The organism is Nostoc sp., assembly GCF_036917235.1.
Classification (GTDB): domain Bacteria; phylum Cyanobacteriota; class Cyanobacteriia; order Cyanobacteriales; family Nostocaceae; genus Nostoc.
This window is the reverse complement of sequence record NZ_JBALDU010000091.1, coordinates 18,327-40,009: the sequence shown is the minus strand read 5'-3', so window position 1 is coordinate 40,009 and position 21,683 is coordinate 18,327. Positions and strand designations below refer to the sequence as shown.

The 21,683-nt window shown below is 41.5% G+C and carries 16 protein-coding genes and 1 tRNA gene; 11 read left to right on the top strand and 6 right to left on the bottom strand.

What is annotated here, in order from left to right:
* Positions 1-630 precede the first annotated feature (630 nt).
* Positions 631-963, top strand: a complete 333-nt coding sequence (locus tag V7K44_RS25750; protein WP_334935705.1) for a hypothetical protein — start codon at positions 631-633, stop codon at positions 961-963.
* 511 nt (positions 964-1,474) lie between these two features.
* Here the strand turns inward: V7K44_RS25750 and V7K44_RS25745 are convergent.
* Positions 1,475-1,548: transfer RNA gene (locus V7K44_RS25745), tRNA-Pro, on the bottom strand.
* Positions 1,549-1,684: 136 nt separating this feature from the next.
* On the opposite strand from V7K44_RS25745, the gene lipA reads away from it, so the two are divergent.
* The 4 genes from lipA to V7K44_RS25725 all read left to right on the top strand — a co-directional run bounded on the left by lipA (position 1,685) and on the right by V7K44_RS25725 (position 6,424).
* Positions 1,685-2,569: a lipoyl synthase gene (lipA, locus tag V7K44_RS25740; RefSeq protein WP_334935703.1), complete on the top strand. Its 885-nt coding sequence runs from the start codon at positions 1,685-1,687 to the stop codon at positions 2,567-2,569.
* Between the two features lie 24 nt (positions 2,570-2,593).
* A complete protein-coding gene (locus tag V7K44_RS25735; RefSeq protein WP_334935741.1) occupies positions 2,594-3,526 on the top strand; it encodes an NAD(P)H-dependent glycerol-3-phosphate dehydrogenase in 933 nt (310 codons plus the stop codon).
* 772 nt (positions 3,527-4,298) lie between these two features.
* Positions 4,299-5,549 (top strand): RNA polymerase sigma factor SigC, encoded by a 1,251-nt coding sequence (gene sigC, locus V7K44_RS25730; RefSeq protein WP_334935701.1) that lies wholly within the window; start codon positions 4,299-4,301, stop codon positions 5,547-5,549.
* A 419-nt stretch (positions 5,550-5,968) separates the two neighbouring features.
* A complete protein-coding gene (locus V7K44_RS25725) occupies positions 5,969-6,424 on the top strand; it encodes a Fur family transcriptional regulator (protein ID WP_012407750.1) in 456 nt (151 codons plus the stop codon).
* Positions 6,425-6,555: 131 nt separating this feature from the next.
* Here V7K44_RS25725 and V7K44_RS25720 read toward each other — a convergent pair whose 3' ends face one another.
* Both V7K44_RS25720 and cobN read right to left on the bottom strand, forming a co-directional pair.
* Complete coding sequence (locus V7K44_RS25720) at positions 6,556-7,686, bottom strand: peptidoglycan-binding domain-containing protein (protein ID WP_334935698.1); 1,131 nt, start codon at positions 7,684-7,686, stop codon at positions 6,556-6,558.
* A 9-nt stretch (positions 7,687-7,695) separates the two neighbouring features.
* Positions 7,696-11,901 (bottom strand): cobaltochelatase subunit CobN, encoded by a 4,206-nt coding sequence (cobN, locus tag V7K44_RS25715; protein WP_334935696.1) that lies wholly within the window; start codon positions 11,899-11,901, stop codon positions 7,696-7,698.
* A gap of 94 nt (positions 11,902-11,995) precedes the next feature.
* Here cobN and V7K44_RS33310 point away from each other — a divergent pair, with 94 nt between their 5' ends.
* A complete protein-coding gene (locus V7K44_RS33310) occupies positions 11,996-13,222 on the top strand; it encodes a GAF domain-containing protein (RefSeq protein WP_442940720.1) in 1,227 nt (408 codons plus the stop codon).
* The gene (locus tag V7K44_RS33305; RefSeq protein ID WP_442940719.1) at positions 13,222-14,028 is read left to right on the top strand and encodes a sensor histidine kinase; all 807 of its coding nucleotides are present in this window, start codon (positions 13,222-13,224) and stop codon (positions 14,026-14,028) included. Before V7K44_RS33310 ends, V7K44_RS33305 begins: the two co-directional genes overlap by 1 nt.
* 94 nt (positions 14,029-14,122) lie before the next feature.
* Here V7K44_RS33305 and V7K44_RS25705 read toward each other — a convergent pair whose 3' ends face one another.
* Positions 14,123-14,953 (bottom strand): ATP-grasp domain-containing protein, encoded by an 831-nt coding sequence (locus V7K44_RS25705; RefSeq protein WP_334935694.1) that lies wholly within the window; start codon positions 14,951-14,953, stop codon positions 14,123-14,125.
* Between the two features lie 108 nt (positions 14,954-15,061).
* A complete protein-coding gene (locus V7K44_RS25700) occupies positions 15,062-15,943 on the bottom strand; it encodes a hypothetical protein (protein WP_334935692.1) in 882 nt (293 codons plus the stop codon).
* A gap of 135 nt (positions 15,944-16,078) precedes the next feature.
* Here V7K44_RS25700 and V7K44_RS25695 point away from each other — a divergent pair, with 135 nt between their 5' ends.
* The 4 genes from V7K44_RS25695 (at position 16,079) to V7K44_RS25680 (ending at position 19,287) form a co-directional block, all read left to right on the top strand.
* Positions 16,079-16,996, top strand: coding sequence for a metallophosphoesterase family protein (locus tag V7K44_RS25695; RefSeq protein WP_334935690.1), 918 nt, complete (start codon positions 16,079-16,081; stop codon positions 16,994-16,996).
* Positions 16,997-17,022: 26 nt separating this feature from the next.
* Entirely contained in the window at positions 17,023-18,258 is a 1,236-nt protein-coding gene (locus tag V7K44_RS25690) for an AAA family ATPase (RefSeq protein WP_442940718.1), read from the top strand.
* A complete protein-coding gene (locus V7K44_RS25685) occupies positions 18,255-18,899 on the top strand; it encodes a retron system putative HNH endonuclease (RefSeq protein WP_334935686.1) in 645 nt (214 codons plus the stop codon). The genes V7K44_RS25690 and V7K44_RS25685 overlap by 4 nt, the downstream gene beginning before the upstream one ends.
* Before the next feature lie 94 nt (positions 18,900-18,993).
* Positions 18,994-19,287, top strand: coding sequence for an antibiotic biosynthesis monooxygenase family protein (locus V7K44_RS25680; RefSeq protein ID WP_334935684.1), 294 nt, complete (start codon positions 18,994-18,996; stop codon positions 19,285-19,287).
* Positions 19,288-19,335: 48 nt separating this feature from the next.
* Here V7K44_RS25680 and pcrA read toward each other — a convergent pair whose 3' ends face one another.
* Positions 19,336-21,660, bottom strand: a complete 2,325-nt coding sequence (gene pcrA, locus V7K44_RS25675; RefSeq protein ID WP_334935682.1) for a DNA helicase PcrA — start codon at positions 21,658-21,660, stop codon at positions 19,336-19,338.
* Between the last annotated feature and the right edge of the window lie 23 nt (positions 21,661-21,683).

Sequence of the window (21,683 nt, the reverse complement as noted above, 5' to 3'; positions counted from 1 at the left end):
CACAGGAATAATACTGATTTTATTGATGGTAATATCTTTGAACTTCTGTATTTACACTTAAGTAAAATCTATTTTTTAAACAAGTAAGAACTATATGAAGTCACTTTTCATTAAATATCACCGTTATGACTACAGGGATAATACTGATTTTTTTGACAAAAATAAAACAGAATTCAGAATTCAGGAATCAGAAGATTTTCAGTAATTTTTTATACTTTAATAATGATTTGCTGCTTTAGCAGAGCTTTTGTTCAAAAAAAATTGTGCTATCGCACAGCCAGTTTATTTTTACAGTGGATGTTGTATGAGCACAATGCCTATGGCTGTAAACTACGCCATATCTCTAGATTAGGCATTAAATAAATGTCAGTAGACCGAAAACTTTTGCGATGCCTGCGGCGGGCGTAGCCATCCCTCTAGAGTAGTGACTGTATGTAGCTTATTTTGAATTCAAAAACTGTATTTCCAAATACGTTTTTTTGACTTGTTTTTGGAACTTATATTATAACCAAAACTAATAAGTCAAAGGAAGAAGGAATGGCAACACTCGCCCCAGAATATACTAAAGAAGCGTTAGAGATTCATGTATTGTGAAAGATGAATAACTTTTAAGTGTTGGGAGTATTTAGTTTGACTGTTACCGCAACTACCCCAGTTCTAACTGATAGTAAAACTTTAAACGAAGTAGTGAACTGTTTAACAGAACATATTCCAATTCAAACTCAAGGTAAGTGTGAGCAACAAAATATCTTTGAAATTTTAATTCGAGCAGCTACTCAGAGAGACAGTGTTGAAAACACTACTAAAGTCCTAAAAAATGTTCCCACAAGTAATGATATACGTTACCATTTAGAGAAATATTCCGACTTGAATTCTTTGGAATTGGACTTAAATGCAGCGCTTCAAAGTCGTTTACCAGACGGGTTTCAAAAAGGACAATACAAATCAGCAGTTAATTCATAAGCTAAGTTTATAATTCATTCCTCGCAATCACCTTTTGTACATTTCTCAATAAACGGTATCATACACTACTATTTTTTAGCGATGGCTACGCCCGCCGCAGGCATCGCAAAAGTTTTCGGTCTACTGAGATTGCAAAACAAAGTAAATTTGGATATCGCAATCAACTAAAATCCCTATTAGGGATTCAAACTACTAGAATTTATTGGGACAATTTCGTAGCCATCGCAATCAACTAAAATCCCTATTAGGGATTGAAACTTCAGCCATCTAATTATTTAGTTTGGGGTAACTGATCGCAATCAACTAAAATCCCTCTTAGGGATTGAAACTTCTAAATTTCCCAAGTGTTCCGGTTGTTGTCCGATCGCAATTAGCTAAAAGCCCTATTAGGGATTGAAACCTTTAAGTACACCACTTCGGGCAGTACTGCTTAAATCCAAAGAAAGTCAGCTATATTTAAGTTTATAGAGGAACATTTGATAAATAATTTGTCGCCATACAAGAAAATAAATCGGGATGACTGGATTCGAACCAGCGGCCCCTTCGTCCCGAACGAAGTGCGCTACCAAGCTGCGCCACATCCCGCCATAAAAATGGCATTGTAAATTAAGAATATCACAACCTGTACCAAATAGCAGAATTACATCTATATACGATCGCTTCATCAAAGACTTTGCTTGCTAGGATTAAATTTGTATAACTCTAGTGGTAAAAGCGGATTGTGACTGTAAAACCAGACTGGTTGCGGGTAAAAGCACCTGGGCGTGAGCGCATCGGTAACGTTAAAGAAATTTTGCGGGATTTAGCCCTCAATACAGTTTGCGAGGAAGCGTCCTGTCCGAATATTGGTGAATGCTTCAACGCTGGGACTGCCACGTTTTTAATTATGGGCCCAGCTTGTACACGCGCTTGTCCCTACTGCGATATTGATTTTGAGAAAAAACCCAAACCACTAGACCCCACGGAGCCTACACGACTGGCCCAAGCTGTTCGTCGCCTGAACCTTAATCATGTAGTCATCACTTCTGTAAACCGAGATGACTTGCTTGATGGTGGTGCATCTCAGTTCATGGCGTGTATTGATGCAGTTAACTCTGTTTCACCCAACACCACAATTGAGGTGCTAATTCCTGACTTATGCGGTAATTGGAATGCTCTAGAGTTAATTCTACAAGCTGCACCAGAGGTATTAAACCACAATACCGAAACTGTTCCACGCCTATATCGCCGGGTGCGTCCCCAAGGAAACTACGATCGCACATTAGAATTATTGCAACGCACTCGCCAACTTTCTCCTAGCACATACACTAAATCTGGCATTATGGTTGGACTAGGTGAAACTGACGCCGAAATCCGCCAAGTCATGCAAGACTTGCGAACTGTCGATTGCGATATTTTAACCATTGGGCAATATCTCCAACCCAGTCAAAAACACTTGCAGGTAAACGAATTTGTCAATCCAGAACAATTTGCTGACTGGAAGGCATTCGGTGAAGAAATCGGATTTTTACAAGTTGTTTCTTCACCATTGACAAGAAGCTCATATCATGCAGAACAAGTCAGGGAATTGATGGAACGTTACCCACGCTCAAAAGTTAGGAGTTAGGAATTAGGAATTATGAGTGAGCAGATGTACTCCAACACAAAACTTTCCGTTGCAATTCTTGGTGCAGGTGCTTGGGGTGCATCTCTGGCAAATCTCGCCGCTGCAAATGGTCATCAGGTGCGCGTGTGGTCGCGTCAAGGTTCCCAAATGGAAGCAGTTTTAACAAATGCCCAAATAATCCTGTCCGCTATCTCGATGATTGGTGTGAGAGATGTTGCTTCCCAAGTCCAATCTTTCCCCCTTTCTCCAGAGACAATTTTTGTGACGGCGACAAAAGGCTTAGACCCCCAAACCACCTGCACACCTTCACAAATTTGGCAACAAATATTCCCTAACCATGCAGTGGTTGTTTTGTCTGGGCCTAATTTATCAAAAGAAATTCAAATGGAATTACCAGCAGCCACAGTGGTAGCCAGTAATATTCCCACGGCGGCGGAAGTAGTGCAGTTAGTATTTTCTTCTCATCGTTTTCGGGTATATACGAATCCCGACCCCTTGGGAGTGGAACTGGGGGGAACACTAAAAAATGTGATTGCGATCGCAGCTGGTGTGTGCGATGGTTTACAACTGGGAACCAATGCCAAAGCTGCTTTAGTCACCCGTGGACTTACCGAAATGGTTCGCATCGGCAACAACTGGGGTGCAAAGACAGAAACATTTTATGGTTTATCGGGTCTAGGAGATTTGTTAGCAACGTGCAACAGTCCCTTAAGTCGCAATTACCAAGTCGGCTATCAGCTAGCTGGTGGTAAGTCACTTACAGAAACTCTCGCAAATTTACAAGGAACTGCTGAAGGAGTAAACACTTGTCGAGTTTTGATGCAACGAGCCAAGCAACAAAACATTGCAGTCCCAATTACCGAGCAAGTTTATCGGTTACTTCAAGGCGAAATCACACCCAGACAAGCACTTGATGAACTGATGTTGCGAGATATCAAGCCAGAGTACAACTACTAGTTAGCAGTCTGTCAAGTCAACTATGCTGCGTAAATAAGTTTGTAGTAAGGACTTTAGTTATTTTCTTAAGCACTTCAGTGCTTACTACATACAAGCTTTCGTTAGCTTGATGGACTACTAGTAGTCTGTCAAGAAATAGTTGACGAATAAATTTTCTGTAGAGACGGCGATTTATCGGGTCTCTCCAAGCTAGTAGTCTGTCAAGTTGAAATTGGCAGATTAAAGCTGACATACAAGACGACGCAGGAATACGGAGAGGGTGTTTGATAACTTACCCACATCTTCTATCTCCGTGTCGAGAGAATTTTTGCCGTTAATGCTAATCACTTCCCCGATATCTATTAGTTTTACTTATACCTGAATAATCCTGAGAAAAAATTGCTAAATCGTCAGGATATTACTTTTGCAGCCATGTAAATGTGACTATGCCAAATATAAAGATGACATTCACTGAAGGATGTTTATACTGTGTTACAAAAGTTACTATCACAAAACCATCAAGGTTGAAATATTAACTAAGTAGTTGAAATATTGCAAACCTAGCTGTGGATTTAAATAGCTATTGGTTTAATCAAAAGTTTAGCAGCCGATTAAGTTCAGTAATCCTGTATCTAATAAAACCCTTACAGTTAATTTCTAAAAAAATTGTAATGGAACGTTCAACCATGTTAGTTCATCGTTAATCGCGGGAACAATAGCAACAGTTGAATAGCTGACCGTAATCTAAGCTGACCGAAATCTATTGTTACCTGGAGCCATTGAGACGATCTTTATGCCAGCAACATCTTTTTATGCAGACGCCCCCTACAACACCAAAAAGTCTAGCCAGGCTTTGGACTCGGATCTCACGGTTGATGACAGTGAGTTATCGGTAGATGACCTACAGGAGCTAGAACTGGCTTCTGTTGATAATGCTAACTTTGCTGCTAGCACGAACCGTCGAAGTACAGACCTAGTACGTCTATATCTTCAAGAAATTGGTCGGGTTCGTTTGTTGGGGCGCGATGAAGAGGTTTCAGAAGCTCAAAAAGTCCAGCGTTACTTGCGGATGCGGATAGTACTTGCTAAGGCCGCCAAGGAAGGGGATGAAGTGATTACCCCTTATCTTCGGTTAATTGAAGTTCAAGAACGTCTAACCTCGGAACTAGGACATCGCCCTTCTTTGGAAAGATGGGCTGCCACTGCTGACATAATTTTATCCGATCTCAGACCGACTTTGGCAAATGGGAAACGTCGCTGGGCTGAAATCGCCAAGTTGACTGTAGAAGAGTTGGAGCAAGTTCAGTCCCAAGGACTCCAAGCAAAAGAACACATGATTAAGGCGAATCTTCGCTTAGTTGTGTCTGTTGCCAAGAAGTATCAAAATCGCGGTTTGGAATTGTTGGATTTAGTCCAAGAAGGTACATTAGGTTTGGAGCGGGCTGTAGAAAAATTTGACCCAACTAAGGGTTATCGCTTCAGTACCTATGCTTACTGGTGGATTCGTCAGGGTATTACACGGGCGATCGCTACTTCTAGTCGCACGATTCGCCTACCGGTTCACATCACCGAAAAGTTAAACAAAATCAAAAAGGCTCAACGCAAAATTGCTCAAGAAAAAGGTCGCACTCCGACTTTAGAAGATTTAGCAACTGAGTTAGAGATGACACCGACCCAAGTACGAGAAGTTTTGTTGCGGGTTCCTCGCTCTGTTTCTTTGGAAACCAAAGTAGGAAAAGATAAAGACACTGAGTTAGGCGAATTACTCGAAACTGATAGTGTAACTCCAGAAGAGATGTTAATGCGAGAATCTTTACAAAGAGATTTGCATCATCTGCTGTCAGATTTGACTAGCCGGGAGCGCGATGTAATTTTGATGCGGTTTGGTTTGGCAGATGGTCATCCTTATTCTTTAGCAGAAATTGGCCGCGCTCTTGACTTATCGCGCGAACGAGTCCGCCAAATTGAATCTAAGGCTTTGCAAAAGCTACGTCAACCCAAGCGCCGCAACCTCATCCGCGACTATTTGGAGTCTCTAAGTTAGTCATTTGTCATTAGTCATTTGTCATTAGAAAACTACACTTGACAAATGACTAGGGACAAAAGGCTGATTTGATCCCTAAGTTAAAAGCCTTTTATAGGCTTACAGCAAATAATTAGCATTAAATTGTATAAGAGTTTTCCCCAAATCTTTGCTCAGATACCTTGAAGGTGGGGAGCAACTAAGCAATTCAAATTTAACTTAGGCAAAATCAACGTCAAGGGATGCAATCGTTACAAGTATCCCAATTATTAGCTGTATGCAAATTAAATGCACTACAGCTTATTACTTGAATTTTGCTCAAGATTTGATGAATTGTTCTTAAATATTTAGTAAGAATTCTCAATAGGCAATGATTGTTGCAAATTGCTCCCAAGATTTGTTATATTCTCAACTAACAAGCTTTGTTGAGAACTATTAGTATGACTGTCTACACAACTACTTCACTCAAGGCAGAACTGAACGAACGAGGCTGGCGATTAACTCCCCAGCGCGAAACAATTTTACACATTTTTCAAGAACTTCCGCAAGGTGAACATCTAAGTGCGGAGGATCTTTATCATCGGCTCGAAACTGATGGTGAAGGGATCAGTCTGTCAACTATTTATCGGACTTTGAAGTTGATGGCAAGGATGGGAATTTTACGGGAATTAGAACTGGGCGAGGGACATAAGCATTATGAGATCAACCAGCCCTATCCTCATCATCACCATCACTTAATTTGTGTTAGATGCAACTCAACTATTGAGTTTAAAAATGATTCAATTTTAAAAATTGGGTCAAAAACCGCTCAAAAAGAAGGTTTTCACCTCTTAGATTGTCAAATGACCATCCATGCAGTGTGTCCCAAGTGCCAACGAGCGCTGATGCCGCTTTAGCAATTGGGTAGATAAATAAGACGAAACTACTCAAATTAACCAAATCAATCGAATCTGAGCAGTTCGTAATTTGCTGTTACTGGAGGCAAGCAACCAGTTGGGAAGTGATACTAAAAACACCAAAGCGGATGTTAAAAGCGTCCGCTCTTAAGATCCTTAAGACTAATCCCGTAGAATTCTTGGGCTTGTTTAATCGCTTTTTTGGTGTCATCTGCCATCACACCGTTCAGCTTGCCTTTATAAAAACCCCGCTCCCGTAGTCGGGTTTGAATTTCTAAGGTATTAAATTCGCTTTTGCTAGCAGTATTAACTGAGCTATATAACTTAGCTCGTGTAGTTGGGCCAGCAACACCACTTGCTGCTAAGAAATTAGCTGCCTGAAATCTCTTCACAGCATCGGCAGTATAGGGGCCATAGTAGCCGTTTGGCTCTCCCTCTAAATATCCAGCCTGGATCAATTGTTCTTGAACAATTCTAACTGGCTCACCGCGATCGCCTACACGAAGTTTGTCTCGATTGACTACCTTTTTGGGAGCCTCTTCTCCATCACCGATGCCAGTTCCGGGCAATTTACCTAATGTTGCTGGGCCTGCAATTCCATCAATGCTTAATTTGTAAGAATCTTGGAACCGCTTCACAGATTCTTCGGTAATTGGGCCAAATATCCCCGTGGCGTTTCCGTAATAAAAGCCTGCGACTCTTAAACGTTCTTGCAAAGCTCTAACATCTTCACCTTCATCCCCCTTAGCAAGGTAGTTGGGATTGCGGCGCTTGCTGGTGGCTGAACTAGCAGTGCTGGACTTTTTGGCTTGTGTGCTTACAGCAGTGGTTTTTTTGGCTTGTGTAGCCACAGTTGTAGACTTTTTCCCTTGCCAACTTTCTAATTTTTGCAGGGTGCTTGCTCCAACAATGCCGTCCACTGGTAAACCAGCGGCCTTTTGAAAGCGCCGCACGGCTTCTTGTGTGGATACGTCATATACTTGGGTAACAGAAGCTTGGTAAAAACCTGCTGTTCTCAACTTTTGTTGTAGATTTCTGACAGAAGGACCTTGATCGCCTTTTTCTAGTGCCATGACGCTGCTGACAGCGCCAAGAATAGATAAAGACAGAGCAAGGGGCAACATATACTTCCAAGCCCTACCTGAAAGCCTTTTCCAGTCTGGTGCAGCTGCGTCCTTAAACAAAGAACTGAGGGAGACCAATTCACTGGGTGTGCTGTCTTCGTAGGCGAAAGCTAGGTGCAAATACGCAAGATTTTCCATATTTGTTTCCTACACCATTGATTTTTCTTCGATAACTGCTTCAGCTTGATGTACTAGGTTCCTCAAAGCTTCTAATGTTCCTATGTTTACATCCTCCCACAAATTGCGCTTGTGTGCTTCTAATAATTTTTCAGCAATATCACGCAGTGCGTAAGGGTTCTTTTGCTGAATAAATTCTACAACAACTGGATCGAGTAAATAAGCATCTACTATGCCTTGATACATGTAATCTTCGACACATTTGGCGGTTGCATCGTAGGCGAATAGATAATCTACCGTCGCCGCCATTTCAAAAGCACCTTTGTATCCGTGGCGCATTACTCCTGCAATCCACTTGGGATTAACTACGCGAGAACGATACACTCGTGCAATTTCTTCTTTAAGTTGACGAACGCGTGGTTGTGCGGGTATGGAATTATCTCCAAAATAAGTTTGAGGATTTTTCCCCTGTAGAGAACGCACCGCTGCTGTTAAGCCACCCTGAAATTGGTAATAATCATCAGAATCGAGTAGATCGTGTTCGCGGTTATCTTGATTGTGCAGGACAACTTGCATTTGGGATAAACGTTGTTTGAAGGCTTCGGTATTGGGGACTAGAGACTGGGGACTGGGGACTGGGGATTGGGAGTTAGGAAGAATTTCTGCTCCTCTGCTCCCCTGCTCTCCTGCTCCCCTGCTCCCCTGCTCCCCTGCTCCCGAAGAATAGGCGTAAGAACTCCAGTTAATGTAGGCGCGGGCTAAATCTTCGTCATCTGTCCAGTTTTGCGATTCGATTAAACCTTGGAGTCCTGCGCCGTAAGCACCTGGGCGAGAACCAAAGATGCGATAGCGCGATCGCACCACTGCTTCTTCTATAGTTAATCCTTGGCTTGTCCACAAATCAGTCTCTTGGCGAACTGCATCCGCTAGAGGATTTTGTTCTGGCGGTTCATCTAAATCTGCTACTGCTGACACGGCTTGATCGAATAAGTCAATTAAGTTGGGAAAAGCATCGCGGAAGAATCCCGAAATTCGCAAGGTGACATCTACACGGGGACGCCCTAAAATCGCTAAGGGCAAAATTTCAAAATCCACTACTCGCCGTGCTGCACCATCCCATACAGGTTGGACTCCGAGTAAAGCCAAGGCTTCGGCAATATCATCACCGCCTGTTCTCATGGTGGCTGTTCCCCACATTGATAAGCCTAGTGTTTTGGGATACTCGCCATGTTCTTGAGTGTAATATTCTACAAGGGTTTCAGCGGCTTTTCTGCCGATATCCCAAGCTGTCTCTGTGGGAATGGCGCGAATATCAACCGAATAAAAGTTTTTCCCTGTTGGTAGAACTTCTGGGCGGCCGCGCGTAGGTGCGCCAGATGGAGCGCTGGGGACGTAACCGCCATCGAGTCCGTGTAATAAATGGGTGATTTCTTCGGGGGTTTTTTGTAAAGCTGGAAGTAGGCGATCGCTTATCCACTTAAGGGTAGTGTTGAGTGGGGAGACGCGGTGAATCGCGTCTGTACAAGTGTTTTGATTTATTAGTTGTTCTACTAGAAGGGCAGCGTGTTCTTCTAGGACTTCGACGATATCGCCGATGGTGCGGTATTCTGTGCCATTGACTATTGAGTATTCACCGCTAGGCATTGACAAATCGGCTGTGAGGGGATCGAAATCTAGTCCCCAATCTTGAGCGATCGCACGGGTAATACCTGGAGAATGGCGATTGGGGATGCGAGCGATCGCTACTATTAAATCTCGCAGTTGCCGTCCTTGGGGGCATTGCCCAAAAATGTGCAACCCATCGCGGATTTGGGCTTCTTTCAATTCACACAGATAGCCACCGATGGAATTCAAAATTAAGGATTCAGACTTAAAAATTTCTGTTTCATTTTGGATTCCTAAATCTAGATGGAGATTTTCTTTGATTACCAATTCGTGAATGCGATCGCGAATTACTGGCAAACGCGAAGGATCTAAACTGTCGGCTTCATAATACTCATCAATTAAATTTTCTAACTGTTGCAAAGAACCGTAGAGTTCTGCACGAGTCATCGGTGGCGTGAGGTGATCTATAATCACCGCTTGAGCGCGACGTTTGGCTTGGGAACCTTCGCCAGGATCGTTGACAATAAACGGGTACAGGTGGGGAAGTGCGCCGAAAGCCACTTCTGGATAACAATTACTCGATAAAGCCACACTTTTACCCGGTAGCCATTCTAGATTTCCGTGTTTTCCTACATGAACTACAGCATCAGCACCAAAAATTTCTCTAACCCAATAGTAGAAAGCTAAATAATCATGGGTTGGTTCTAAATCCGGCGCATGATAATTTAAACTGGGGTCATTATCATAACCCCTTGCTGGCTGAATTCCCACAAAAATGTTGCCGAGTTGAATTCCGGGAACGGGGAAAGAAGCAGAGGGGCAGGGGGGCAGAGGGGCAGGGGGGAATAATTCTTGATTGCTTCCCTGCTCTAAATTTCCCCACCTTTCCCTAATACCTTGCTGCACTGCTGGCGGTAATGAAGCGAAATATTCTTGATATTCTTCCCAAGAAACACTTTGGTGTACCGGAAGCGATTCTCTACCTTCTGGATCGTTGGTTACACCATCTGTCAGCCGTTGAATCAACTCGTCTCCTTGAGCAGGTGGATTTTCTACTTCATACCCAGCTTGACGTAAAGCTTGCAGGATTTCTACACAACTCGCTGGGGTGTCAAGTCCCACACCATTGGCGAGGCGGCCATTGCGGTTGGGGTAGTTTGCCAGAATCAGGGCTATTCGCCGTTCTTGGGGTGGTTTTGAACGTAGACGCGCCCAATTTGCTGCTAGTTTAGCAACGAACTCGATGCGATCGCTCACTGGTTCATAAATTACCACATCTGTTTCTAAATGGGGATTACGAGTTTGCAATGCTTTAAAAGACACAGCACGAGTAATAATCCGCCCATCTACTTCTGGTAGCGCTACATTCATCCCAATATCGCGGGGAGAAAGCCCTTGAAACTGTGACTCCCACTGCTCAATCGATCCGCCACTAAGGATTACCTGCAATACAGGCACATCTAATTTTTGCCACAGTTCAGTTTGGGGTGTTTCGCTTTCCAAGCGTGCTAGAGAAAAACTGGTAGTATTTAGCAGCACAGCGATTGATTCAGCTTCTTTGGGTTGGAAAAATTCACTCAACTCAACTTGCACATCTGGTTCACGCAATGAAGAAACAAATACTGGCACTGGTTGTAAATTTTTCTGTACCAAAGCTTCGCATAAAGCATCAATTACTTTAGTATTCCCCGCTAAATAATGAGCGCGGTAGAAAAGGATGCCGACCTTTGGTATTGGGCATTGGAAGCCTTGAGGTTCAGAGGTGGATTCATCTAGTTCAGAGGTGGATTCATCTAGTTCAGAGGTGGATGAACGGAGTTCTGAGGTGGATTCATCCAGTTCAGAGGTGGATGAACGGAGTTCTGAGGTGGATTCATCCAGTTCAAAGGTGGATGAACGAGTATCTGAGGTGGATTCATCCAGTTCAAAGGTGGATGAACGGAGTTCTGAGGTGGATTCATCCAGTTCAAAGGTGGATGAACGAGTATCTGAGGTGGATTCATCCAGTTCAAAGGTGGATGAACGAAGTTCTAACTCTCTTCTGCCCCCCTGCTCCCCTGCTCCCTGCTCCCCACTCCCCACTCCCCACTCATACAATCCCACGCGCGGAATCGGCTGAGGTGGTGCAGGATTATATGCAGTTAATAAGCAACTATCGGAGATAAATTGCAGAGCATTAACGAAATTTTCCACGCCGCCTTCGCTAAAATACTGCCATACCTGGTTAACAACACCCAAGGGCACGGTAGACTGGGAAATTAAATCGGGATCAAAAGCGTCATCCCCTGGCATTACAATGAGGGTTCTACCATTACGTTCCACAATTTCTTGCACTACTTCTAAGCCATAACCCCAGTAAGAACGTCCTCCTAATAGGCGCAAAATAATTACTTGGGCAAGTTCCAAAACTTGCTCTCCATAAGTATCTATACTTAATTGCTGCTGTAACTGCAATAGGTTGGCGACTCTTAATGCCGGAAAGCTTGGGGGTAACTTTGTCACCGCAGCTGCCAAGGTTTGAATGTCAGTATCAGCAGCGGTAATCAACACGAAAGGCGCGGGAGTTTGTTCTAAAAAAATTAAACCCTCTGACTGATTCCATCCACCCGATGTGCTACTTATACGATGCATAATCCTGTGTTACCGTTTTAAGTTATTGGTTAGTACATAATCAAAACAAACTTTTTTCCCTGGATTGTGCCCTCTCTTACCAAAATGATTGAAAATGCTTAGTTCTCCTGATTTGAGCTTTTCTCGAACCTTGCCTATTGTTGTATTTAATCAGCTTGGGGAGTTGTTAGAACAGATGGCTCAAACGGTGGGAAGTGCCGTTTTGATACTGACAGAAGCTGTGTTGGTGCGGATTTACATACCTGTGGAGTGGCAAAGGCAAAGGTTTACATTAGTGGTTTCTGAGCAGTTTAGCGCCCTTTTGGTAGGAACCTTTGAGCAAAGAAGCAGGGAAACAGAGGGGCAAGGAATTTACTCAGAAATCAATGCTCAGTTGACGTTTAATTTGGAGGCGATCGCAACATTTATCTACGAATTGAGAGACTTGTTTGAGTGCGATTCTTATACTCACCAAAATCTCGAACGCTATCAGCAAATTATTAGACCTAATGATGCTACGCTCCAAAGTCAATTTACGCTATTGTTATTAGAATATCTCCTAACTCAGCCAAACCAAGAAATAATAGCATCTCCCAGCCCAGTTGGGCCAGCAGTTTATATCTGTCAGCCAGTAGAAGATGCTTTAAAAAAACAGATTTCTCAAGAGCGGTTGTTAAATCAGGTAACAACGCAGATCCGCAAAAGCCTGGATTTGCCTGTCATTATGGCAACGGCAATTACACAGGTGCGTGAGTTTCTGGAATTAGACAGATTAGTAATTTATAAATTTGAAGGTTCCCAAGTTAGTACTCAACAATACCAGTCTGATAGTATTCCCCTCAATGAAACGGCACTGGCAATAGGCATGAAACTATCAGTTAGGGAACCTTCTGAAATCAATTTTTATATACACGAGAACAACAATAAAGACTCACCTTTTATATCAGTCAATAATCAACCTCTTCTAGAAGATTATCAAAAATATGGAGGTTATATTGTCTATGAAGCCCGTGCTACAGATGCGATTACATCGGTGTTGAATTACACGGAGAAAAATTGCTTTATCCGAACCTCTCGGTGTTGGGAGAAGTATCGACAAGGTTTTATCTTAGCTGTGGATGATGTTGAAAAAACTTATGCTCTGGAAGAGTGTTTGTTAAATTTTTTAAGGGAATGCCAAGTTAGGGCTAAGTTGGCTGCACCGATTATGTTTGAGGATAAACTGTGGGGATTGCTGATTGCTCATCAGTGCGATGAACCTCACCAGTGGAATGATAGCGAAAAAAGCTTGCTGGTTGCGATCGCAGAACAATTAGCGATCGCAACCAGCAAGCTGAGTTAATGCAAACCCTCACCCAAGAAAAACAAAATCTCGAACAACGAGTTATTGAGCGCACAATGGCTCTGCGTGATGCTCTCCTCGCCGCCGAAGCTGCTAGCCGGATCAGAAGTGAGTTTCTCGCTACTATCAGTCATGAATTGCTCACGCCTTTAACTTATGTGATTGGAATGTCTTCGACGTTATTACGCTGGCCCTTGGGTGAATTGAGTCAACGACAACGCGGTTATCTGCAAACAATCCACGACAGTGGAGAACATTTATTAGAAATGATTAACGACATCCTCGATTTATCGCAAATCGAGGCTGGTAAGACAGCTTTAAATATTGCGGAATTTTCTTTGGTGAATGTTGCTCAAAATGCTGTAGAGTCACTGCGAAAAAAAGCAACAAGCGAACAAATTAATCTTATACTGGATCTGCAAATCGATCCCAGGCGCGATCGCTTTATCGGCGATGCCAAACGAGTAGAACAAATTCTTTGGAATCTGTTAACCAATGCGATTAAATTTACCCCTGAAAGTGGCAGCGTTACTTTACGTCTTTGGGTGGAAGACGACACCGCTATTTTTCAAGTAGAAGACACCGGGATTGGCATTCCTGAAGAACAATTACCATTACTGTTTGAGAAATTTCAGCAACTCGATACACCTTATCGCCGCCGTTACGAAGGAACTGGACTTGGACTAGCTTTAACTAAACAACTTATAGAACTCCATCGGGGTCGAATTGAAGTAGAATCAACTGTAAGTATCGGCTCAGTTTTTACTGTATGGATACCAACTCAGGCAGTGAGAGTGGTGAGTTAGGAGTTAAGCAAGAGACGCGATGAATCGCCGTCTTTACAATAATCAGTATTTGTAGAGACGGCGATTTATCGCGTCTTTGTGATGATTTGTTTCTTCAATTTGAGGCTAGGCTATCGAGCATTTTTTCAAAAATTTTCAATACATACTCCTCTCCATTATCTCTAATAAAAATGCCAAAATTTGGGTGAGAGTTGATTTCAATTAACCAATATTGATTATCTCGATCTAATACAATATCAAAACCACCATAATCAAGGTCTAATTCTTCAAAAACTGGTTGAGCAAAATTAGTAATCTCTGATATTATTTCTGGATCGTTAATATACTTTGCTTTCGCACCATCCCAGTGTAAAGGACTGAGATTACCGACAAATTTCGCATCAGTTATATCTTTTTCATAGAGTAGAATCAACTCTTTATTTAAGAAAACGGCTCTATATTCAGATTTGATGTGAATAAATTCTTGAGCAAGAGCGACATAATCATACTTATTATTGATATTAAAAATTTCTTTTAAAGCAGTTTCAATTTCATCTAGATTCTTACATAAAAATACATTATGTCCACTTGCACCAGAATTTCTTTTAATAATTACTGGTGTTTCAAAATTTTCTTTTATTTCCAATACAATATCTTGAATAGTTGGGAATTTTAAGTAAATCTTATATTTGGTGTCACAAAAAGGGGAAAGAAAACCCACCGTCCGAGGAAGCTTAAGCTTTTTATTTAAAACATGATAAGTATATTCTTTATCTTTGAGCAGGTGTGCTACTGCTTGATTAAGCAACGGAGTACTATAGTTGCAAAAATAATGCTGTTTATTATTCAATTTTATTTTGACCAAGTTTTCAGAAGGATGAAGAATTTCATAGCTGATGTTTAAATTTTCACAAGCTTTCAGCAATAGCGAAACGTTGTCTAACATAAATACTTAAAGTTAAACTCCAAATTACGAATTAGGTTGCCGAGCGTACCCCTTCGGGGAAGCAAGCTATGCGTAGCGTCTCGTAGAGAAGCCGAGGTACGAATTATTTTAACTTGCTGTTTGCCGTTTAAAAATTACTATATCAGTCCCAACAACTGGGTTACGAGCTATTAGCCTATTTTGGGAGTCGATAATTTCTAAATGAGTAAAATCAAGTTCTTGAGAGCGTTGTAATATCTCCGCAGCTAGTTTGTCTTGCTGAGATTCCTTGAGAGTGTACCAATCATCACTAATTTTGACAGTCAAGTTACTTGTACGGAAGTTGGCTTGAATTGACTTTATCAGACCAGAGGCAACGCGATCGCTAATTTCAGCTACCTGATTTTCAATAGCCGCAATCAAGGCTTGTTCAGGTGTCAATTCTATAATTGGTGTCGGCGTTGGTGTTGGGATTGGCGTTGGCGTAGGAATTGGTTCTGGTTCCGGCGTTGGTGGCGTAATTTGTACTTCTGGCGGTGGCGTAATTTCCTCTGGTGGCTGTGGTTCTGGTGCAGTTAACTCCGGTGGAGTGGTTATCGTTGGTGTCGGTACAGGAACCTCCTCAACTGGGGGAACTGTTGCTACTTCAGTAGGTTTACCAGTAAAAACAGTCGTAGTCGTCCAAACAAGAATTACAGCAATTCCAGTAACAATTCCCGTCAAAGCTGTATCTGATAACTTTGTTGACAAATTTGATGGTAAAAACAACCGGATTGTCCTTAACAATCCACCCCACCACAACTGAAGCTGCTGCAAAAAGCCGGGTTTTTCCTCAGTACCAGATGGGGGTGGTGTCTCCAGTTTCTCCACCGTTACTTCTAAAACCCCAATCGTCCCTTGGAGAAGTTGGATAATTTTAGCCTTCCAAAAGGGCTGAACTCTCTGGTAAGGTTTTTGGGGAGGTTGAGTTACTTGCTTATCCGTCGGTTTTGACTGATTGTCTTGTGACATGGAACTTTCACCAAAAGCAGCGAATCAAAGACAAACAACGTACATTATTACTGGTGCTGCCTTCTTTTGCCTTAATGTATCACTTCATTGCTCGTTGTTTCCGCTAAACTGACTATTTATTAAATTTGGTGACTTATGAAACTGAAACGCCGTCAATTTTTATTTTTAAGTAGCATCAGCGCCATTAGTACAGGATTTTTAAGCTGGATGTTAGCTCATCAAAATCATCAAAGTGCTGATATTAGCGATTCAACAACAGCTATAGCCGCCAACCCAGCCAAAAAAGACTTGTTATTACGTTTTGTGTCTGTAGCAGATACGGGGACTGGGGCTAAGGGACAGTATGCTGTGGCTGGAGCGATGAATGCGTATCATAAAAAAAATCCTTATGATTTAGTCGTTTTAGCTGGAGATAACATTTACAATAACGGCGAAATAGAGAAAATTAATGCAGTTTTTGAGCGTCCTTATCAAGGTTTACTCAAGCAAGGTGTGAAATTTCAGGCTTGTTTAGGTAATCACGATATTCGTACCGCTAATGGCGATCTACAAGTCAAGTATGCTGGTTTTAATATGAAGGGACGTTACTATACATTCCGTCGCGGAACTGTACAATTTTTTGCTTTAGATACTAACGGGAATGCTGATTGGAAAAACCAGCTACCTTGGTTAGAAAAAGAATTAAGTCTTAGTAATGCTCCTTGGAAAGTGGTGTTTGGTCATCATCCGATTTATTCATCGGGTCAGTATGGTAATAATGCCGATTTTATTAAAACTTTTACTCCCCTGTTTAAAAAATACGGCGTTCAACTTTACATCAATGGTCACGAACATAATTATGAACGCACTCGTGCTATTGATGGTACAACTTACTTAATTTGTGGCGCGGGTGCTGGGAATCGTCCTGTAGGTCGTTCTGAGTGGACAGGGTATTCTACCAGTGATTTAAGTTTTGCTTCTTATGAAGTGTATAAAGATAGAATAGAAATAAGTGCGATCGCTACTAATAATCGTGTTTTTGATAAAGGCATTATTCAATTAAAATCAGCGTAATTATTATGAAAGTCAAGCGCTTGAAAATGCAATCCTTCCGTGGAATCGGCGATTTGACGCTTGAGTTTGATGAAACGAGTCCAACGGTACTTATTGGTATCAACGGCGTGGGTAAATCAAGTATTATTGATTGCCTAGCCATTCTCTTGTCGCGTTTTACTAGCTCAATTCAACACTCAACATCTTCTGGAAGACTCTTCAGTGAGGAAGACATCACTAATGGTCAAAAAGAAACACATAATGAAATTATTGTTTTATTTAATTCTGAGGAAGCAATATGGTCTCTGACCAAGGTACATAAAGGAAGCAGCAAAGATACTAGCAGTAACCTGTCAGCCATAACAAAGGTTGCTGAAAATATCAAGAATGATTTATATACACTTAATCAATTAAATATTCCTGTAGTAGTATATTATTCTACAAATCGTGCAGTACTGGATATTCCTTTGAAGATTCGGACAAAGCATTTATTTGAACAAATAGATATTTATGAAAATGCACTTACAGGAGCAGGAAGCGAGTTTAGACTCTTCTTTGAATGGTTTAGAAAGCAAGAAGATTTAGAGAATGAGTTACGGCTAGAAGATAATTCCGGTTATCGAGATAAGCAATTAGAATCAGTGAGGCAAGCCATATCTTCATTAATACCAAGTTTTTCTAATTTACGAGTAAGGCGTTCACCCCTACGAATGACTGTCAGAAAACAAGGTGAAGAACTTATAGTTAATCAGCTATCTGATGGTGAGAAATGCTTGCTGGCAATGGTCGGTGATTTAGCAAGACGATTAGCGATCGCTAACCCTAGTTTACCAGATCCACTCCAAGGTAGTGGTGTTGTTTTAATTGATGAAATTGAACTACATCTACACCCAAAATGGCAACGAGAAATTATTCCTGCTTTGACAAAAACATTCCCTAATTGCCAATTTATTGTAACTACCCATTCGCCCCAGGTTATCAGCCAAGTCAAGCCAGAAGGAATTTATATTTTAGAAAAAACAGATGAAGGTGTTGTTGCTAAAAGACCAGAAAGTTCCTTTGGGAGAGATAGCAATCGAATACTAGAAGACTTAATGGGTGTTCCAGCCCGTCCACAGGAAATAAAGGAAAGTCTTTTAAAACTTTTTCGATTAATTGATGCAGGAAACCTGGAAGGTGCTAGGCAATTACGACAACAGTTAGCCAATGAAATTGGAGCAGATGAGCCGGAGTTTGTAAAAGCAGATGTACTCATCCGGCGCAAGGAAATTATCAATCGATGAAACACATAAAAAAGGGTGCAGAACCGATTAGCTTAACTAAATGGAATAAGAAACTTGGCGGTAAGATACTTCCTTGGATAAAATTCAAACAATCAGTGAAAAATAACGTGTTCGAGGCATTGCTCTGTGAACAAGGTTATATCTGCTGCTACTGTGGTGCTTCAATCACAAGGAATGAATGCCATATTGAACACTTGAAACCCAAAAGTATTTATACACAATTGACTTATGAATACACAAATCTCATGGTGTCATGTCAAGGTGAAGATGAATATCAACCTAGAGTACCAGTACATTGTGGTCATAGAAAAGATAAGTGGTACGACGATCATTTGATGGTTTCGCCTCTAGACCTAACCTGCACTGATTTTTTTAAATATCTTCCTTCTGGCGAAATTCAACCAACAGATGATCCAGCTAAAAAAACTGCTGCTGAAACAACGATTGAGAGGCTTGCACTCAATATCAGCAAGCTGCAAAATATGCGTAGGTTAGCAATTGACGCTGCATTGCTTGCTACTGATGGTTTAACTGAAGCAGAAATACAGCTACTTGCTCAAGGTTATGAAAAACTAAATGCTAACAGTCAATATACTCCGTTTTATGCTGCTATTAGCTATTTTTTCAATAATTATTTTTGATTCAATAAAATATATACGTAGGCGTAGCCCATCGTAGACATCGCATTTACTTTATACTGAATAACATTACATTAATACTTACCGCAAAACGTTTATGATTCTTGAGGCAGTTATTCTTCATGTCAAACCTGGTCTAGAATCAGATTTTGAAGCTACTTTCAAAAAAGCTTCTAAAATTATTTCTTCAATGGACGGATATTTATCCCATGAATTGCATAAGTGTATAGAAGTCAAAGGTAAATACTTGTTACTTGTCAGATGGGAAACTTTAGAATCTCATACTGTTGGATTTAGAAATTCTGCTGAGTTTCAAGAGTGGAAAAAACTTTTGCACCATTTTTATGAGCCGTTTCCTACTGTTGAACATTTTGAAGAAATTAAAATATGAAAAACAAGATACCCGACTTCTCAAAGAAGTCGGGTATCTGCAACCATATCACTCTACTCGTTGTAACTGCGCTACTCTTGGGTCAACAATTTTTTGTCCCAAACTGGCAAATTTAATTGCTACAGACATCTTATTACCCGTTCCAAATACATGCGTGATTTCGCCAAGACCAAAGGTTTTGTGTAATACTCTATCGCCTACTTGCCAATTCTGTGTTGAGTCTTGTTTCCCATTAGGAGTAGAGGCACTCTTAGTATAAGTTTGACGACTCGCGCGTTTGGTAGATAATAATTCTTCTGGTAATTCGTCGAGGAATTGCGATCGCATGGCAGGTTCACGAGAACCATACAAACGTCGTTCCCGCGCGTGTGATAAAAATAACCTTTCTTGGGCGCGAGTAATCCCCACATAACACAAACGGCGTTCCTCTTCCAAAGATGCAGGATCGCTTAGGGAACGGTAGCCAGGAAATAGCCCTTGTTCTAATCCCACCAAAAATACTACGGGAAATTCCAAACCTTTGGAAGCGTGCAAAGTCATCAAAGAAACGGCTGTCTGTCCTTCTTTTAAGTTATCCAAATCAGAACTTAGGGCAGCACTACTCAAAAAATCTCGCAGGGAAATCTCTTCGTTTTCTTCTTGAAATTGCAATGCGGCGTTATAAAGTTCCTGAACGTTTTGTACCCGATCTGTGGCTTCATCTGTGCCTTGATTCATCAAGTCTTGAACGTAACCAGAATCTTCTAATATTCCTTGCAAAACCTCTGTCACCGGAAGCGTGGCGACTTGTCCTTGCCAACGGCTAATTATTGCGGCAAAGTTATTTACAGCTTTTGTCGCTCGTCCAGCTAATGTATTAACTGATGTTTCGTCGCTGAGTATTTCCCACAGAGTCGTCCCTAATTGCTGAGATGCGTTCATCAAAGCATCAATAGTGGTTTTGCCAATTCCCCGCCGGGGAGTATTAATAACTCGCAATAAACTGACTGTATCAGCTGGATTATTTATTGCTCTTAAATAAGCTACGACATCTTTAATTTCTTTGCGATCATAAAACCTCATTCCCCCCACAACTGTGTAAGGAATTTGATATTTCACCAACAATTCTTCAAAGGGACGAGATTGGGCATTCGTCCGATAAAGTATGGCAAAACTACCCCAGTTTAACTCTGGATTTTGCTGTTCTAAAGTGCTAATTTGATTAATTACAAATGCCGCTTCTGCAAGTTCTTCATCGGCTTTGTGACAAGTAATCTGCTCACCCGTCCCCCTCGTCGCCTTCAGAACTTTATCAATCCGTTGGGTGTTATTTTCAATTAGTTCATTAGCCGCTTGCAAAATGTTTTCACAAGAGCGATAGTTTTCTTCCAACTTAACCATCGTCCGGGTGTCATCATCTACCAAACCATCGCCAAAGTCTTCCTGAAATCCTAGCAAGATGGTGAAATCTGCCATCCGAAAGCTATAAATTGATTGGTCTGCATCACCGACAACAAAAACTGAGCGATTTTCCCATTGCCAATCGCTCTTTTTGGTTTCGCCATTAGTAACTAATAAATTAATAAGTTGATACTGAGTGCGGTTAGTATCCTGATATTCATCTACGAGGATATGACGAAACTTACGATGCCAGTAACCCAATACCTGCTCGTTTTGTTGAAATAGTCTAGTAGGTACAAGAATAAGGTCGTCAAAGTCGAGAGCGTTATTTTGTGCTAGCTTATCTTGATATAAATTGTATACTTGGGCAATGACCCGTCCCCGATAATTTGGTTGGTCTTGCTCAAATTCTTGGGGCGATAAACCTTGGTTTTTCGCATTACTAATAGCGTAGCGAACTGAACGGGCATCAAACTTCTTATCGTCTAAATTTAGCTCTTTATTAACAATTTCTTTGATCAGACTTATTACATCTGATTCATCAAAAATAGAGAAATTACGATTCCACTTGCGTCCTTTTTCGTCTACGTATTTTTCAATATCAAAACGGAGAATACGAGAAAATAGACTGTGGAAAGTGCCACACCACAAATCTTTGATCGTGTTTTTGTAAACTTGCGATCGCAGTAGCGTTTGTTGGTATTCTGTCAACAAATCCAACCGCTGACCGTGTTGTTTCATTGCCAGTTGTTCCGCAAACAGCCGTTGAATCCGTTCTTTCATTTCCCGTGCGGCTTTATTGGTAAAAGTAACCGCCAGGATATTTTCTGGATCAACGCGGTGTTTCAGAATTAGATTCGCAATGCGATAAGTCAGCGCTCGTGTTTTACCGGAACCTGCGCCAGCAACAACTAACAACGGGCCGCAGTAGTGTTCGACAGCTTGACGTTGGCTAGGGTTAAGGTGACTGAGAAAGTCGATGGTTGTTGTCATAGATGTGAAAAAGCGATCGCCTG

Bases quoted from the DNA above. Each gene is read 5' to 3' on its own strand.
- V7K44_RS25735 (WP_334935741.1), top strand. From the start codon at position 2,594: ATGTACTCCAACACAAAACTTTCCGTTGCAATTCTTGGTGCAGGTGCT.
- sigC (WP_334935701.1), top strand. From the start codon at position 4,299: ATGCCAGCAACATCTTTTTATGCAGACGCCCCCTACAACACCAAAAAG.
- V7K44_RS25725 (WP_012407750.1), top strand. From the start codon at position 5,969: ATGACTGTCTACACAACTACTTCACTCAAGGCAGAACTGAACGAACGA.
- V7K44_RS25720 (WP_334935698.1), bottom strand. From the start codon at position 7,686: ATGGAAAATCTTGCGTATTTGCACCTAGCTTTCGCCTACGAAGACAGC.
- cobN (WP_334935696.1), bottom strand. From the start codon at position 11,901: ATGCATCGTATAAGTAGCACATCGGGTGGATGGAATCAGTCAGAGGGT.
- V7K44_RS33310 (WP_442940720.1), top strand. From the start codon at position 11,996: ATGCTTAGTTCTCCTGATTTGAGCTTTTCTCGAACCTTGCCTATTGTT.
- V7K44_RS33305 (WP_442940719.1), top strand. From the start codon at position 13,222: ATGCAAACCCTCACCCAAGAAAAACAAAATCTCGAACAACGAGTTATT.
- V7K44_RS25705 (WP_334935694.1), bottom strand. From the start codon at position 14,953: ATGTTAGACAACGTTTCGCTATTGCTGAAAGCTTGTGAAAATTTAAAC.
- V7K44_RS25700 (WP_334935692.1), bottom strand. From the start codon at position 15,943: ATGTCACAAGACAATCAGTCAAAACCGACGGATAAGCAAGTAACTCAA.
- V7K44_RS25695 (WP_334935690.1), top strand. From the start codon at position 16,079: ATGAAACTGAAACGCCGTCAATTTTTATTTTTAAGTAGCATCAGCGCC.
- V7K44_RS25690 (WP_442940718.1), top strand. From the start codon at position 17,023: ATGCAATCCTTCCGTGGAATCGGCGATTTGACGCTTGAGTTTGATGAA.
- V7K44_RS25685 (WP_334935686.1), top strand. From the start codon at position 18,255: ATGAAACACATAAAAAAGGGTGCAGAACCGATTAGCTTAACTAAATGG.
- V7K44_RS25680 (WP_334935684.1), top strand. From the start codon at position 18,994: ATGATTCTTGAGGCAGTTATTCTTCATGTCAAACCTGGTCTAGAATCA.
- pcrA (WP_334935682.1), bottom strand. From the start codon at position 21,660: ATGACAACAACCATCGACTTTCTCAGTCACCTTAACCCTAGCCAACGT.